Consider the following 13,769-nt stretch of genomic DNA (forward strand, 5'->3'; position numbering starts at 1 on the left):
ACAATGCCTGATTGCTCTTGCGCACGCAGCAAAAACGCCGGCTTCCCACACATGGGAAGCCGGCGTTGCGCGATTGGAAGAAGCGAAAAAAGCCTACCCTCCAATATTGGAACTGTTGGTGGCCGTAAACACGCCACTGGCTGGTACGGGGGCCGTGCGGGAAAAGCTAGTGCCCTGCAGCGTGGCTGTAGCGCGTGGGGCTCCGTCCACGAGGAACGAAGCGTTCAGGCGCTGTGCCGCAGTACGACGGCCCGGACGGTTAGCGCTGGTCAGCACGAAGCGCACGCCTAATGGGCCGGTAACACCGTCCGTTATCGTTACGGGCATAGGACTTAAAACAATGGGCTGGGGGGCTGAAAAATCTGTGATGGTAGTGAGCAACGTGCCAGTGGCATTGGGCGTGGTTGCCTTGCCATCCGCATCGAGCGTAACCGGGTACGTGAACACCTGCAGTCTGGGGTTTACCAACACCGTATCGCCGGCCAGCGTCGAGCGGGAGAGGCTATACGTTAGCGTGGCCGTCTGCACAGTGCGCGTGAGCCGGGCGGGCGCTGGGTCCGTATTGATTTCAGAACAGGAAACCAAGGCGAAACCGGCGAAGAGAGTAAAAAAAACGTGTTTCATAAATTGGAGTTGGTTACTGCCTCAAAGATAATAGCCGAAACGGCTCTGGATGCCGGTCTCAACCATCGTAGCGGATACATAACGGCAATTTAACATATCTTCAGTTTTTGTATCTGACTTTGTGAGCCTTGCAGTCTCCAAAGTAAAAAAAGATGGTCCTGCCCTTGCCAAACCGCCGACAAACCGTACTTTTGTCGAACCAACGCGCAAATGGCTCGGTGGTAACCCACGAAATTGGGGGATTAGCTCAGTTGGCTAGAGCGCTTGCATGGCATGCAAGAGGTCATCGGTTCGACTCCGATATTCTCCACTTGAAAGCGAGTAACAGCAAAAAGCCCGACCACTTACATGGTCGGGCTTTTTGCTGTTACTCACAAGAATTTGCTCACACGAACAGGCCCTCCACCGACAGGTACCGCTCGCCGGTGTCGTAGCAGAAGGTGAGGATGCGGCCGCCTTCCGGTACTTCGGGCAGCTTCTTGGCGATGGCGGCCAGCGAGGCGCCCGACGACACGCCGATGAACAGGCCCTCCTCCCGGGCGGCGCGGCGGGTCATGTCGTAGGCTTCCTGCTGCGATACCTGGATGGTGCCGTCGAGGATGGCGGTGTGCAGGTTGTCGGGGATGAAGCCGGCGCCAATGCCCTGGAGGGGGTGCGGGCCGGGGGCGCCGCCGCTGATGACCGGCGAGGCTTCGGGCTCCACGGCGAAGGTTTTCATGTTTGGGAACAGGGGCTTGAGCACCTCGGTCACGGCCGTGATGTGGCCGCCGGTGCCCACCCCGGTGATGTGGAAGTCGAAGCCTTCGGGCGCATCGGCGAGGATTTCCCGAGCGGTGGTTTCGGCGTGAATCTGCGGGTTGGCGGGGTTGGAGAACTGCATGGGCATCCAGGCGCCGGGCGTATTGGCCACGATTTCCTGGGCTTTCTCAATGGCGCCTTTCATGCCCTTTTCGCGGGGCGTCAGTTCCAGGTTGGCGCCGTAAGCGGCCATGAGGCGGCGGCGCTCGATGCTCATGCTCTCGGGCATCACCAGGGTAAGCTTGTAGCCTTTGACGGCGGCCACCAGGGCCAGGCCCACCCCGGTATTGCCGGAAGTGGGTTCCACAATGAGGCTGTCTTTGGTGAGGAGGCCGTCCTTCTCGGCTTGCGCTATCATGGACAGGGCAATGCGGTCCTTGATGGAGCCGCCCGGGTTGGCGCGCTCCAGCTTCACCCACACTTCCACGTCGGGGCGGGTGGCGGCAAAAAGCTTGTTGATGCGCACGAGCGGCGTGTTGCCAATGGTGTCGAGAATGGAGTGGGCTTTCATGGCTATGGGGGGCTTGGGAACCTGGGGGCTTAGGGACTTGAAGATTTGAAAGAATTAGTGAATGAGACAGTTAATTGACTGAATTGGTTGGTCAGGCCTAGTTGATGTGGACCCGAAACTTGGCACCTGTTGTACGCCTGCGCGGTCAGCATGTCAACCAAGTTCCTAAGCCCCGAAGTCCCCAAGCCCCCATTTAAATCGAGAAGACCAGCTCCGCGGCGGGGTCGACGCTGCGGGAGATGTTGATGTGGGCGCGGTGGTACACCCGCGAGTGCGAGGGTACGCTTTCGGTGAGCCACACGTTGCCCCCGATGATGCTGTGCGCCCCGACCACCGTGCTGCCGCCGAGGATGGTGGCCCCGGCGTAAATCACCACGAAGTCCTCGATGGTGGGGTGGCGCTTGGTGCCCTGCAGGCCCTTGGTGACGCTGAGCGCCCCCAGCGTGACGCCCTGGTACACCTGCACGTTGGCCCCGATGACGACGGTTTCGCCGATGACGAGGCCCGTGCCGTGGTCGATGCAAAAAGCGGGGCCAATGCTGGCACCGGGGTGAATGTCGATGCCGGTGCGCTGGTGGGCGTACTCGCTCAGCAGGCGCGGCAGGCGCGGCAGGCCGCGCTGGTGCAGGGCGTGGGCCAGCCGGTGCAGGGCCGTGGCGTAGAAGCCGGGGTAGGAACCGATGATTTCGGTGAGCCCCTGGGCGGCGGGGTCGCTGGCCAGGATGGCGCTCGCGTCGCGCAGCAGTGTCGCGCGCAGGGCCGGCAACTGGTCCGTGAACTCGTCGGCCAGGGCGGGCGCGGGCGCGGGCAGGCGCGGTACCACGGCCAGCAAGGCGGCCAGCTCGGCCCGGAAATGATGGAGCTCGGCGGCTACGGCGTCGGCGGTGGGCAGGGGTTGCTCGGCCCGCTGGGGAAAAAGCAGCGCCAGCAGGCCGTCGGCCAGGGCGCAGAAGGCGGCGCCGGGCAGGGCGTCGGGCACGGCGGCGTGGGCGTGGGCCAGCTCGGCGGCAAAAGAAGGGGGCAGCACGGCAGCAGAAAAAAGGTGGCGAAAATTACCGGGGGACTTAACCGGATGAGCAAATGAAGGTTTCGGCGCTCCGGGGCAACGGCAGCGGCGGTTCGGCCGTTTAGCCAAGGCGCCCGTGCCCGCCCCCAAGCAGCGGCGGCGGCGGGCAAAAGATACTCCATTCCTCCTTTCCCCAGCCCAGCTCCATGTCCGACACCACCATCACCAAAGTTGATTCGCGCCACTCGCCCAAAGGCGCCGAGGGCGAAAAGTACCTGGCCTCGGGCAAGCGCGTGGCCATGCGCCTGTGGGAGAACGAGCAGCCCGGCGAGCCCAAGCCTTCGGCCGCCCGGCCCTACGAAACCGTGGGCTACGTGCTCAGCGGCCGGGCCGAACTGCACCTGGCCGGCCAGGTGGTAATTCTGGAGGCAGGCAACTCCTGGGTGGTGCCCCAGGGCGCCGAGCACACCTACAAGATTCTCGAGAATTTCTCCGCCGTAGAGGCGACTTCGCCGCCGGCGCAAGTGCATGGGCGCGAGGAGGCGTAGAGATTTCCAGTTACGCGGCTAGCTGAAAACCCAGTCTGCTTGAGGACAGCTAGAGTTTCCCTACCGCGCCGTTCTGTCGTTCTAGTGCGGTTTCGGAATCGGGGTACCTGCTCCGGCCAGGCTCACCTCACCCCCAGCCCCTCTCCCAAAGAGAGGGGAGCCAGACGACTGGTACACTAACCCCGAAACCGCTTTAAGCTTATTCTTAAGTCTTATGCAAACCCGTGAACTGGGCCGCACCGGCCAGCAGGTTTCGGCGCTGGGCCTGGGCTGCATGTCCATGGCTTCGGATTACGCCTACGGGCCCAGCGACGAGCGGGAGGCCGTGGCCACCCTGCACCGCGCGCTGGACCTGGACGTGACGTTTTGGGACACGGCCGACGTCTACGGCTTCGGGGCCAACGAGGCGCTGCTGCGGCAGGTGCTGGTGCCCAACCGAGCCCGGGTGTTTCTGGCCACCAAGTTCGGCTTCGTGGCCGATGGCGCCGGCGGAGCCCGGGTGGACGTGCGCCCCGAGCGCATCGCGGCGGCCTGCGACGCCAGCCTGCGGCGCCTGGGCGTCGACACCATCGACTTGTACTATGCCCACCGCATCGACCCGGCCGTGCCCGTGGAGGAAATGGTGGGCGCCATGGCGGCGCTGGTGCAGGCCGGCAAAGTGCGTTTTCTGGGGGTATCCGAGGCCTCGGCCGCCTCGCTGCGGCGGGCGGCGGCCACGCACCCCGTGGCGGCGCTGCAATCGGAATACTCCCTCTTCACCCGCGACGTGGAAGCGGAGGTGTTGCCGACCTGCCGCGAACTGGGCGTGAGCCTGGTGCCGTTTTCGCCGCTGGGCCGCGGGCTGCTCACCGACCCGGGCCCGCAACTGGCGGTGCAGGACTTGCGCCGCAGTATGCCCCGTTTCGGCGAGGAAGTGGGTGACGCCAACGCGCCCCTGGTGGCCGGCCTGCACCAGCTGGCCCACGAGAAGGGCATCAGCACGGCGCAGCTGGCGCTGGCCTGGCTGCTGGCCCAGGACCCGCACCTGGTTCCCATTCCGGGCACCAAGCGCCGGCAATACCTGGAAGAAAACGCCGCCGCGGCCGCCGTCGCGCTTTCCCCCTCCGACTTGCAGCAGCTGCAAAATCTGCTGGCCGCGCGCCCCGTGGCCGGGGCCCGCTACGGCGAGGACGCCCTGAAGCTGGTGAACCGGTAGCGGCGCGCCGGGCAGCCCCGGCCCCAAAAGCGGCGAGTGGCTCAGGAAGACCCGGCCGCGCGCGGCGCGCTTTCCGTGGCCAGCGGCTGGCGGCTGCGCTGCTGCTGAAGCGGGCCCACGGCCCAGTCGTGCACCATTTGCACCAGCGCGGCTTCCCGAAACGGCTTGGTCAGGTAGTCGTTCATGCCCGCGGCCAGGCATTTGTCGCGCTCGCCTTTGATGGCGTTGGCGGTGAGGGCAATGATGGGCACGGCCAAGCCCAGCTCCCCGCGCAGCAGCGCCGTGGCTTCGTAGCCGTTCATCACGGGCATTTGCACGTCCATCAGCACCACGTCGAAGGCCTGGTGCCGGGCCAGCTCCACGGCCACCAGGCCGTTTTCGGCTTCGGTCACGCTCAGCTGCGCGTTGGCGAGGAAGACCCCGGCCAGCATGCGGTTGAATACGTTGTCCTCGACCAGCAGCACCCGTTTGCCGCGCAGGGCGTTTTGCAAGTCGCGCAGGTCGGCCACGGCTTCTTTTTGCGGCAGGTCCTCGTCCGCGCCTTCGGGCAGGCGCAGGCAAAACCAGCTGGTGGTGCCGCGGCCTTTTTGGCTTTCCATCAGCAGCTCGCCGCCGAGCAGGGCCACCAGCTTTTTGCTGATGCCCAGGCCCAGGCCAGTACCGCCGAATTTGCGGGTCACGGAAGAATCTTCCTGGCTGAATTCGTCGAACACCCGGCTCAGGTAGGCCGGCTCGATGCCCACGCCAGTGTCCTGCACCGTAAACTCCACGTCCACCCCGTCGTCGGTCCGGCCCACGAAAGAGCAGCAGACGGTAATGGTGCCTTTTTCGGTGAATTTGACCGAATTTCCGGCCAGGTTCATCAGGATTTGGGTGATGCGGTAAGGGTCGCCGAGGAGCACGGCGGGCACGGCGGCACCCACCTGCGTGACAAAATTCAGCCCCTTCTCTTCGGCTTTAAACCGCAGCGTTTCTTCTACTTGGGCGCAGAGCTCCCGCGGCTCAAACCCGATTCGCTCAACGGCCATGCGCCCGGCCTCAATTTTGGAGAGGTCGAGGATGTCGTTGATGATGACCAGCAGGTTTTCGGCCGAAGCCGTGATGGCCTGCAGGTAGTTGGCCTGCGGGCCGTCGAGCATCGTTTTGGCCAGCAGTTGGCTCATGCCCAAAATGGCGTTCATGGGCGTTCGGATTTCGTGGCTCATGTTGGTCAGGAACTCCTGCTTGACGCGGGTGCTGCTTTCGGCCAGGCCCTTGGCTTCGCGCAGGTTGGCCTCCAGGCGCTTTTGCGGCGTCACGTCGAGGTAGATGCCAATGGAGCCGACGAGGCGCTGCTCGTCGTCGTAGAGCGGGGCGCCGCTCACCAACAGCCATTTTATTTCGCCGCTCTTGGTGGTGACGGAAATTTCGTACGAGTCGGCGATGCCCTGCTGCCGGACGGCCTTCTTGCTTTCCACCAGCGCCCGGTCGGCGCCGGTGAGGAGCAGCGGCGAAAGCTCGCGGCCCCGCAGCTCGTCGTTGCGGAAGCCCGTCATGTCGCAGAAGCTCTGGTTGGCGTAGAGCAGGTAGTCTTCCAGGTTGGCCTCGACGAGGCCGAGCGACATGTTTTCGATGATGCCGCGGTATTTTTCTTCGCGCCGCCGCAGGTCTTCCTCGGCGTTGGTGCGGACGGTGATGTCCTCGTATTTCCACAAATGCCCGATGTAGCGGTCCTGGTCGTAAATCGGGGCAAAATCCCGTTGCAGGGTGCGGCCGTCGCGCAGGGCCAGCACGTCGCCCACCGCGGGCTTTTTGCGGCGGAGCAGGGCCGTGATGCGCGCCACGTACTGGTTGGGGCTTTTGAGGAAGCTTTTGGAGCCTTCGGCCAGCCAGGCCCCGTTCCTGCCGATGAGCTGGCCCGGGGTGACGGCCGCACTCGGCAGCAACTGGCAGAAGGCCTCGTTGGTGAGCACAATCTGCCGGTTTTCATCTTCCAGCACGATGCCTTCCTGAAAATTGGCGATGACCGTGGACAGCCGCCGGGTGGAAGCATCGAGGTCCTCCTTGGCCTTTTTGAGCTCCGAAATGTCGGTGTGCGAGCCGGTGACGATGAGCGGGTTGCCGGCCGCGTCGCGCTCCGTCACCTTGGCCCGGCTCAGCACCCACTTGTAGGTGCCGTCCTTGCAGCGGAGCCGGTACTCGTCGGCGACAATGGGCGCATCGCCGCTCAGGTAGGCATCCATGATGCGCAGCCGCCCCGCCACGTCCTCGGGGTGCACGTGGGCCAGCCACGTGGCGTACTCGTTCGGAAATTCGGCGTCGCCGTACCCGAGCATCCCTTTGTAGCTGACCGAAAAAAAGGCGCGGTGGGTGCTCAGGTTAACTTCCCACGTGCCGTCGCCGAAGCCTTCCACGGCCAGGCGCCAGCGCAGGTCGCTTTCGCGCAGGGCGTTTTCGGCCTGCTTCAGGGGCGTAATGTCGAGCAGGATGCCGCTGTATTTCACCCCGGCGGGGTCGTGGCCCGTGACGACGGAGCTGCCCCGCAGCCAGCGCAGCGGCTGGCCGGGCACCAGCACCCGGCCCTCGTAGAACCACGGCGCCTGCGTGCCCACGGCGTGCCTGATGGACTCCCGCAGGGCCGGCGCATCGTCGGGGTGCGAGAAGTCCAACACGCGGCCCATGTCGGCGAGGGGAATGCCAAATATTTCGAACAGCTTGGGGCTGACGTAGCTCAGGTGAAAGGTGTTGTCGGCATTGTGGCGCCATTCGTAGAGCACGCCGGGCACGCTTTCGGCCAAGGCCCGGAAGCGGTGCTCGCTCTCGGCCAGGTTGGACTGGGTTTTTTTCCACTCCGTGATGTCTTCCAGAAAGCCGGCCAGGATGACCTCCCGGCGCTGCTCGCTGTAGATGGGCTGCACCCGCACCCGAATCCAGGCGGAGTCGTTGCCGGACCGGGGGTTGCGCACCTCATACTGAAAAGGCACCTTGGCCTGCAAGCAGCTGCGCAGGTAGTCGAGGGTTTGGGGTTCGGTCAGGGCCGGCCGCAGGAACGAATCGGGCCGACGGCCCAGCACCTGCGCCAGCTCAAGTCCGCAAAGCGTGGTGAACCCCCGGTTGACCCACGTCACGCGCCCCTCGCCGTCGGTGAGCACCACGGCGCTAAAGAGCTCCTGCGTTCGGAACAAGAGCTGCTCATGGTCCGGCAGCGGGCCGCGGGCGGCCGGGGCGGCGGGCGGGGCCAGGGCCAGCGCGGCCCGCAGCGCCGCATTCTCGGCTTGCTGCTGCTGCAGCGCCAGTTCCAGCTCGGCGCGGGTCATGTCGGTCGGGTTCACGGCGGAGCAGCAGGAAATGGTCAGCGAAGATAACCTGGGCTTGCCCCACAAGCTACGGACTTTGCTGAATTCGGCTCGCAGTCCCCCCCTCCAAACCCACCCACGGGGAGCAGGCAACGCCCCGCTGCCCGCCTCGGGGCCCGGGGTCCGGGGCCATTGCCACCGCCGGGCCCGCGTGAGTTCTTTTGGGTTATCGGCGCAATCCGCCCGGACCCCGTCATTGGCCCGGCAGACTCATCCGCGCTGTTCCGGCACCGGTGCTCAGCGGGCTGTCACCAATTCCAGGCCCAGAATCTGGTCGCCGATTTCGAGCTTGTGCACCACATCCAGGCCGCCCACCACCTGGGCAAAGATGGGGTAACGCCCGTCCAGGTGGGGCGTGGGCGTGTGGTTGATGAAGAACTGGCAGCTCTCGGTGTCTTTGCCCGCCGAGGCCAGGCCCACGCTGCCTTCCTCGTAGCGCAGGTCGCCGAATTCCGAGCGCAGGTTGTAGGGGGCGCTGCCGTTGCCGTCGCCGCGCGGGTCGCCGCCCTGGGCCACAAAGTTGGGCACCACGCGGTGGAAATACAGGTTGTCGTAGAATTTCTGGCCGATGAGCGTCACGAAGCTGGCCACCGCGCCGGGCGCTTCGTTGGGCTTCAGCTCCAGCAGAACAATGCCCTTGGACGTGCGCAGCCGCACTTGCTGCCCCAGCGGCACGCCCTGCACCACCGCCCAGTCGATGGGGTGCTGTTGGGCCGTGGCCACCGGCGTCGGCGTGGGGGCCGCTTTTTCGAGCTTGTCGAGGGCCTGCTGCAAGCCCTGCCACGCTTCAATCTCGCGGGGCAGCTGCAGCCGGGCCTGCGCCTGGCGCAGGGCGGCCAGGTCGGCGGGCTGCGGGGCGGGGTAGAGCTTCGCATCGGTAAGGGCTTCGGCGGCGGTCCCGAGCTGGGCCACGTCGCCCCCGGCCAGGGCCCGGCGCACGGCGGCGGCAAAATCGGCGTGGCGGGCGGCGGGGAAATCGGCGTGGCGGCGCAGGGCCAGCAGCGCCGCCAGCGCGTAGCCGGCCACCACCGGGGCCTGGCCCGCCGCAAACGCCTCGGCCTGCACAAAATCAAACGCCGCCGGGTCTTCGGCCAATGCTTGCAGCAGGAAACCCTTTTCGTACGCGGTGGGGGCCACCGGATAGCGCTTCTGAATGGTTCCGATGAGGCTGGCCCGGGCCGCTGGGCTGGCGTGGCGCACGGCGGCCTGCAGCAGTGCCGCCCGCACCCGCGGCGAAGCCTGCTTGTTGCCATCGGCCAAGGCCGCCAGGGCGGCGCCGGATTCCCCCTGGGCGTGGGCCAGCAGCCACTCCGCCGCCGTGAGCGCCACCGGTGCCTGGTCGTGGCGCAGCACGTAGAACACGGCTGCGCGGCTGGCAGCATAGTTTTGGGGGCTGAATGGCAGGGCCCGCAAGGCACTCAGCCGCACCCGGTAATCGGGGTCTTTGGTGGCCAGTTGCACCAGCACCGCAGCCGTGGTGCCCGCTTCAGCGGCCGAAGCTGATCGGGTAGCCGAGTCGGCGGGGGACTGGCTAACGGACACGATTTTGCCCAGCGTGGCCACGGCTGCCGCCCGCACGGCGTACGAACGGTCCTTTTGCGCCACCCGCACCAAAGTCGTTTCCGCCAGCCGGGCCAGGTCGGCGTCGTGGCCCCGGGTGCGCGACAGCCCCACCGCGGCCAGCAACCGGCCGCGCGGCGGCAGCTTCGGCGAATTCAGGGCCAGCACCGTGCGGCGGATGCTCTCGGGGGAGCTGATGCCGCGCAGGGCGGCGCGGCTCAGGCCCGCGGCCAGCGCGGCGACGCGGGCGGTATCGGTCAGGGTTTCCACGCGCCACAGCTCGGGCAGGGTGCGGCGCGTGACGGTGCGGCCCAGGGCTTCGTGCACGTAGCGGCGCACCCCGTCGTCGGCTTCCTTCAGCACGCGCACGCGCAGGCTGTCCACGGCGGTGCTGTCGCCGGTCTGGCCCAGGGCGTAGGCGGCGGCGCGGCGCACGCCGGGGTCGGCATCGCGCAGCAGCGGCAGCAGGCCCGGCACGGCCGCCGGGGCTTGCACCGAAGCCAGCGCCAGAGCGGCTTCGCGGCGGTACGCGGGATTGGTATTGCTCAGGAATGGCAGCAGCGCGACGGTGTTGCGCTCGTCCTGCGCCGTGCCGATTTGGCGGATAGTAGCATCGTGGTACTTGTTGTTCAGGCCAGCGCTGGGGCGTGGGGTGCGGGCACAGGCGGCCAGGAGCAGCAGCGGCCAAAGGCGCAGCAGGGAGCGAAGGGGCATGGGCGGAAACAGCTCGCGGAAAACGCGAATGTAGCGCGCAGCGCAGTCCCCGCCGCCCGGGCCGGCCCCCGCCGGCTCCCCGGGACGGCGTACCTACCCGCGCAAACAAACAAGCCCTGACTCAGCCAAGTCAGGGCTCATTTCACCAGCAGCGCCGCGGCTACTTCACCACCAGCTTCTCGCTGCGGCTGAAGCCGTCGGTTTCCAGGCGCACGAAGTAGAGGCCGGCGCGGAGGCCGGTCAGGGGCAGCGGCACCTGCTGCGGGCCCGTGGGGTAAGCTTTCTCGCGCACCAGGGCGCGCACGAGGCGCCCGGTTTCGTCGAGCAGCGACACGGTGACGGGGCCGGGGCGCTCCAGTTGGAAGTTGAGGGCGGCGCTGCCGGTGGCGGGGTTGGGGTACACGGCCATCGGCACGGTGCCGGGGGCGGTGGCGCGGCCGGGCGCGGTGCTCAGCACGATGCCCTCGTCGCCGGCCTGGTAGGGCAGCACGTCGAAGTAGGCCAGCAGCATTTCTTCCAGCGTGCTCTCGCCCCAGCGCATCTCCTGCGGTGGGCTGTTGGGGTTGCGCGGGTTGGCGGCGGTGTTGTCGTAGGTGATGTCGGCCATGAGGCGGGAGCCGGCCGGAATCTTCTGCGGGTTGGTGAAGCGGTAGGAGCCCTGCCAGCGGAAGTCCCAGTCGTCAATTTTCACGCCCCGGATGGTGTCGCCGCCGGGCGTCACGGCCCAGATTTTCCAGCTCTTGTTGAGGTAGTGCGCGTGGGGCAGCACGCTCAGCAGCGTCAAGTCGATGGGGATGGTGACCTGGGAATGAAAGGTGGTGACCTGCCCGGCCGGAATCACGAACGGCCCGTTGGTGAGCGTGGGGGGCGCGATGGCGGGCACCGTGCGCACGTAGCGGCGCACCGGCTGGCGGGCGAAGAAGATGTTGATGACCGACGAGTCGGTCTGGGTGCTGGCGCTGGGGCCGTAGTGCAGCTGGAGCAGCAGCGAGGCCCGGCGGTAGAGCTTTTTGCCCATGCCGGCCGGGTAGAACCGCGCCTGCGTGCCCGATACCCAGCCGGCCCAGTTCACTTCCACGGGGTTGAAGCCGAAGCCGCCGAACTGGGTGTAGCCGTCGCCGGGGTCGGCCGCGTCCAGGGCCTGGGCCTGCTGGGTGGTGTCGAGGCCAATGATGGCGTGGTGCACGATGCGCTTGTTGCCGGCCCGGAACTCCACGGCGGCAACGTCGCGGTCGGTGGGCAGGTCCACGGGCAGCACGAACACGCGGTACAGGTCCTGGCCGTTGCCCTGGTGGGTGAAGGCCCGGGGCATGGACACCACCAGGTCGGGCGTGCCCAGCTGCGAGCCGGCCGGGTAGGTGGGCACGGGGGGCGCGAGGGCGGGGTTGCCCTGGGGCATCCCGTTATCCACCCAGTCCTTGATTTGCTGGATTTCGGTGGTGCTGAGCGTGTTTTCGTCCAGGTAGTGGCGGTAGCTGGGGTCGGGCTTCCACGGCGGCATGTAGCGGGTGCCGGTCACGTACTTGATGGTCTGGCCGTGGCTGGCCACCTCGGCGTAGCTGGTGAGTGGGAAGGGGCCCACCTCCCCCACCCGGTGGCAACTGGTGCAGTGCTGGTACACCAGCGGCGCAATGTGCTGGCTGAAGGTGACTTGCTGGCCGGTTTGAGCGCGGGCGCGGGGTTCCGCCAGGGCCAGCAGCAGGAACAGTAAAGAGAAATGGTTTTTCATGCACGTGGGTTGTGAATTTTTCTATTTTGAAAGTAGGGCCCGGCGCGGCTGCTCTCGGCCGACGGCCGCAAGGTGAGCGGGGCAGCGCGGTCGAGCGGCATTCATTCAACGAACCGTCAGATTTCCTCAATGAAACACCCCACCGGCTCGGTGCGGGGCACGGCCACGGGGCGGCCGGCGGCCACGGCGGCCAGCGCATCGGCCAGCTCGTGGCGGTGCGTCACGGGGCGGTGCTGGCCCAGGCCGGCGTAGGCGTCGTTCAGGCGGCCCTGGTAGAGGACGGTGCGGCCGTCGGCCGCCAGCACCACCGCCTCGGGCGTGACGCGGGCGTGGAGCTGGCGCGTGAGCCGGTGGCCCGGGTCGGCTTGCAGGGGGAAGGGCACCTGGTAGGTTTTGGCGAAGGCGGCCCGGGCGGCCGGTGTCGTTTCCCGAGCCGGAAACACGCCCACGAACCGGACGCCCTGGGCGGCATAGCGGCCGTGCAGCTCGCGCAGCGGCAGGGTGGCCGCCTGGCTGATGGGGCAGGTATCGGCCAGAAACACGTAAACCGTGGCCCGCGGCGGCACCGGGCGGCCAGCGGCGAACGCGCCCAAACAGCTCAGCAGAATAAGAAATAAGTGCATACGCGAAGGTAAAGCGGCGGGCGGGGGTCAGTACGCTTGTCTCAGACCGTGGCCGCTGGCTCGGGTTTAAAGCGGTTTCGGCCCGATTTTCGTTTCCGCGGCGCCGTAGTAATCTTTGCCTCCATGAAAATTTCTTTCCGTTTGCGCCCGTTCCGGCAGCCTGCCGGCCTGCTGGCGGCCGCCGCGCTCTCGCTCACCGCCTCCTGCACCGCCCCGCGCGCCATCGTGGCCACCGGCAAGGTCACCCCGCAGGGCGAGTTTCGGGTGGGCTACAACCAGGGCTTCAACCTGGCCTCGGCGCCCCTGGGCAAGGTTGGCGGCGCTCTTAAAGATGCCGCCAGCACGGCCGCCAGCAAGGACACCGTGGGCTACGGCGGCGCCGTGACCAACCTGCAGGCCGCCGCCCTGGCCTACATCCTCGACCCGGTGCAGCCCACCGCCGACCTGAGCGTCCGCTACGGCATCGTGCCCCGGCTCGACGCGGGCTTCAAGTACGCCTTCGGCTCTTACGTATTCGATGCGCAGTACCAGTTGCTGGGCCCCGCCGGCTCACCCGAAAGCCCGGGCGCGGGCGCCGGCAGCGGCGTCACCTACGCCAGCGTGGGCCTGCAGTTTGCCACCCAGCGGGCCAAGCTGCCCAGCCTGCCGTTCCTGACGGACATCAACGAGGTGCTGAACTTCCGGGCCACCCGCAACGACCTGCTGGTGCCGCTCATCTTCAGCCAGTCGTTTGGGCCGGAGGAGGAAATCGGGGCCATCAGCTACGGGGTGGTGTACGCCCACAGCTGGGTGAGCTACGGCTTCGCGCCGGACAACATCTTCATCAACACGCAGAAATTACCGGCCCTGCCTACCCAAAGCCGGGACTTTTCCTCGTTTGGCGGCTTCGTCAACCTCAAGTTCGGCTACCGCTATTTCTACGTCATCCCGGCCCTGTCCGTCTTCTACCAGAACTACGGCCAGTACGCCCTGCTGAACGGCGCCAGCACCTCGCTCAGCGGCGTTACGTTCGTGCCCTCGCTGGCTTTTCAGCTGCGGATTCCGACCAAGTAATTTATTGATGTTAGGACTTACGCAATTGGCTTACGGGTGCCCTTTCTCGCAGAGGTCGCGGAGGAAAACCGCG

10 protein-coding genes and 1 tRNA gene are annotated in these 13,769 nt (G+C 66.6%); 4 read left to right on the forward strand and 7 right to left on the reverse strand.

Annotated elements, in window-relative coordinates; genetic code table 11:
• Positions 1-93 precede the first annotated feature (93 nt).
• Positions 94-624: a hypothetical protein gene (locus tag RMO51_RS00750; protein WP_310391124.1), complete on the reverse strand. Its 531-nt coding sequence runs from the start codon at positions 622-624 to the stop codon at positions 94-96.
• Positions 625-860: 236 nt separating this feature from the next.
• Between RMO51_RS00750 and RMO51_RS00755 the strand changes: the two genes are divergently transcribed.
• Positions 861-934: transfer RNA gene (locus RMO51_RS00755), tRNA-Ala, on the forward strand.
• 75 nt (positions 935-1,009) lie between these two features.
• On the opposite strand, the gene cysK is transcribed toward RMO51_RS00755, so the two are convergent.
• Together cysK and RMO51_RS00765 are read right to left on the reverse strand one after the other, a co-directional pair.
• Complete coding sequence (gene cysK, locus RMO51_RS00760; protein WP_310391125.1) at positions 1,010-1,933, reverse strand: cysteine synthase A; 924 nt, start codon at positions 1,931-1,933, stop codon at positions 1,010-1,012.
• 193 nt (positions 1,934-2,126) lie between these two features.
• Positions 2,127-2,960, reverse strand: coding sequence for a serine O-acetyltransferase (locus tag RMO51_RS00765; RefSeq protein WP_310391127.1), 834 nt, complete (start codon positions 2,958-2,960; stop codon positions 2,127-2,129).
• A 185-nt stretch (positions 2,961-3,145) separates the two neighbouring features.
• Between RMO51_RS00765 and RMO51_RS00770 the strand changes: the two genes are divergently transcribed.
• Together RMO51_RS00770 and RMO51_RS00775 are read left to right on the forward strand one after the other, a co-directional pair.
• Complete coding sequence (locus tag RMO51_RS00770; RefSeq protein ID WP_310391129.1) at positions 3,146-3,487, forward strand: cupin domain-containing protein; 342 nt, start codon at positions 3,146-3,148, stop codon at positions 3,485-3,487.
• A 214-nt stretch (positions 3,488-3,701) separates the two neighbouring features.
• Positions 3,702-4,682 carry an aldo/keto reductase gene (locus RMO51_RS00775; protein ID WP_310391131.1) on the forward strand — a complete coding sequence of 327 codons (981 nt, stop codon included), beginning with the start codon at positions 3,702-3,704 and terminating at the stop codon, positions 4,680-4,682.
• A gap of 41 nt (positions 4,683-4,723) precedes the next feature.
• Here RMO51_RS00775 and RMO51_RS00780 read toward each other — a convergent pair whose 3' ends face one another.
• The 4 genes from RMO51_RS00780 to RMO51_RS00795 form a co-directional block, all read right to left on the reverse strand.
• Positions 4,724-7,993, reverse strand: coding sequence for a PAS domain S-box protein (locus RMO51_RS00780; RefSeq protein WP_310391132.1), 3,270 nt, complete (start codon positions 7,991-7,993; stop codon positions 4,724-4,726).
• A 261-nt stretch (positions 7,994-8,254) separates the two neighbouring features.
• Complete coding sequence (locus RMO51_RS00785) at positions 8,255-10,291, reverse strand: peptidylprolyl isomerase (RefSeq protein WP_310391134.1); 2,037 nt, start codon at positions 10,289-10,291, stop codon at positions 8,255-8,257.
• A 160-nt stretch (positions 10,292-10,451) separates the two neighbouring features.
• Entirely contained in the window at positions 10,452-12,020 is a 1,569-nt protein-coding gene (locus tag RMO51_RS00790) for a T9SS type A sorting domain-containing protein (protein WP_310391136.1), read from the reverse strand.
• Positions 12,021-12,136: 116 nt separating this feature from the next.
• Complete coding sequence (locus tag RMO51_RS00795) at positions 12,137-12,643, reverse strand: redoxin domain-containing protein (RefSeq protein WP_310391138.1); 507 nt, start codon at positions 12,641-12,643, stop codon at positions 12,137-12,139.
• Between the two features lie 123 nt (positions 12,644-12,766).
• On the opposite strand from RMO51_RS00795, the gene RMO51_RS00800 reads away from it, so the two are divergent.
• Positions 12,767-13,696 carry a hypothetical protein gene (locus tag RMO51_RS00800; RefSeq protein WP_310391139.1) on the forward strand — a complete coding sequence of 310 codons (930 nt, stop codon included), beginning with the start codon at positions 12,767-12,769 and terminating at the stop codon, positions 13,694-13,696.
• Positions 13,697-13,769 lie beyond the last annotated feature (73 nt).

The organism is Hymenobacter sp. (genome assembly GCF_031398885.1).
GTDB lineage: Bacteria > Bacteroidota > Bacteroidia > Cytophagales > Hymenobacteraceae > Hymenobacter.

What these genes read in the sequence shown, in the direction of transcription:
- cysK (WP_310391125.1), bottom strand. Translation starts at nt 1,933, where the DNA reads ATGAAAGCCCACTCCATTCTCGACACCATTGGCAACACGCCGCTCGTG.
- RMO51_RS00785 (WP_310391134.1), bottom strand. Translation starts at nt 10,291, where the DNA reads ATGCCCCTTCGCTCCCTGCTGCGCCTTTGGCCGCTGCTGCTCCTGGCC.
- RMO51_RS00790 (WP_310391136.1), bottom strand. Translation starts at nt 12,020, where the DNA reads ATGAAAAACCATTTCTCTTTACTGTTCCTGCTGCTGGCCCTGGCGGAA.
- RMO51_RS00750 (WP_310391124.1), bottom strand. Translation starts at nt 624, where the DNA reads ATGAAACACGTTTTTTTTACTCTCTTCGCCGGTTTCGCCTTGGTTTCC.
- RMO51_RS00770 (WP_310391129.1), top strand. Translation starts at nt 3,146, where the DNA reads ATGTCCGACACCACCATCACCAAAGTTGATTCGCGCCACTCGCCCAAA.
- RMO51_RS00800 (WP_310391139.1), top strand. Translation starts at nt 12,767, where the DNA reads ATGAAAATTTCTTTCCGTTTGCGCCCGTTCCGGCAGCCTGCCGGCCTG.
- RMO51_RS00795 (WP_310391138.1), bottom strand. Translation starts at nt 12,643, where the DNA reads ATGCACTTATTTCTTATTCTGCTGAGCTGTTTGGGCGCGTTCGCCGCT.
- RMO51_RS00775 (WP_310391131.1), top strand. Translation starts at nt 3,702, where the DNA reads ATGCAAACCCGTGAACTGGGCCGCACCGGCCAGCAGGTTTCGGCGCTG.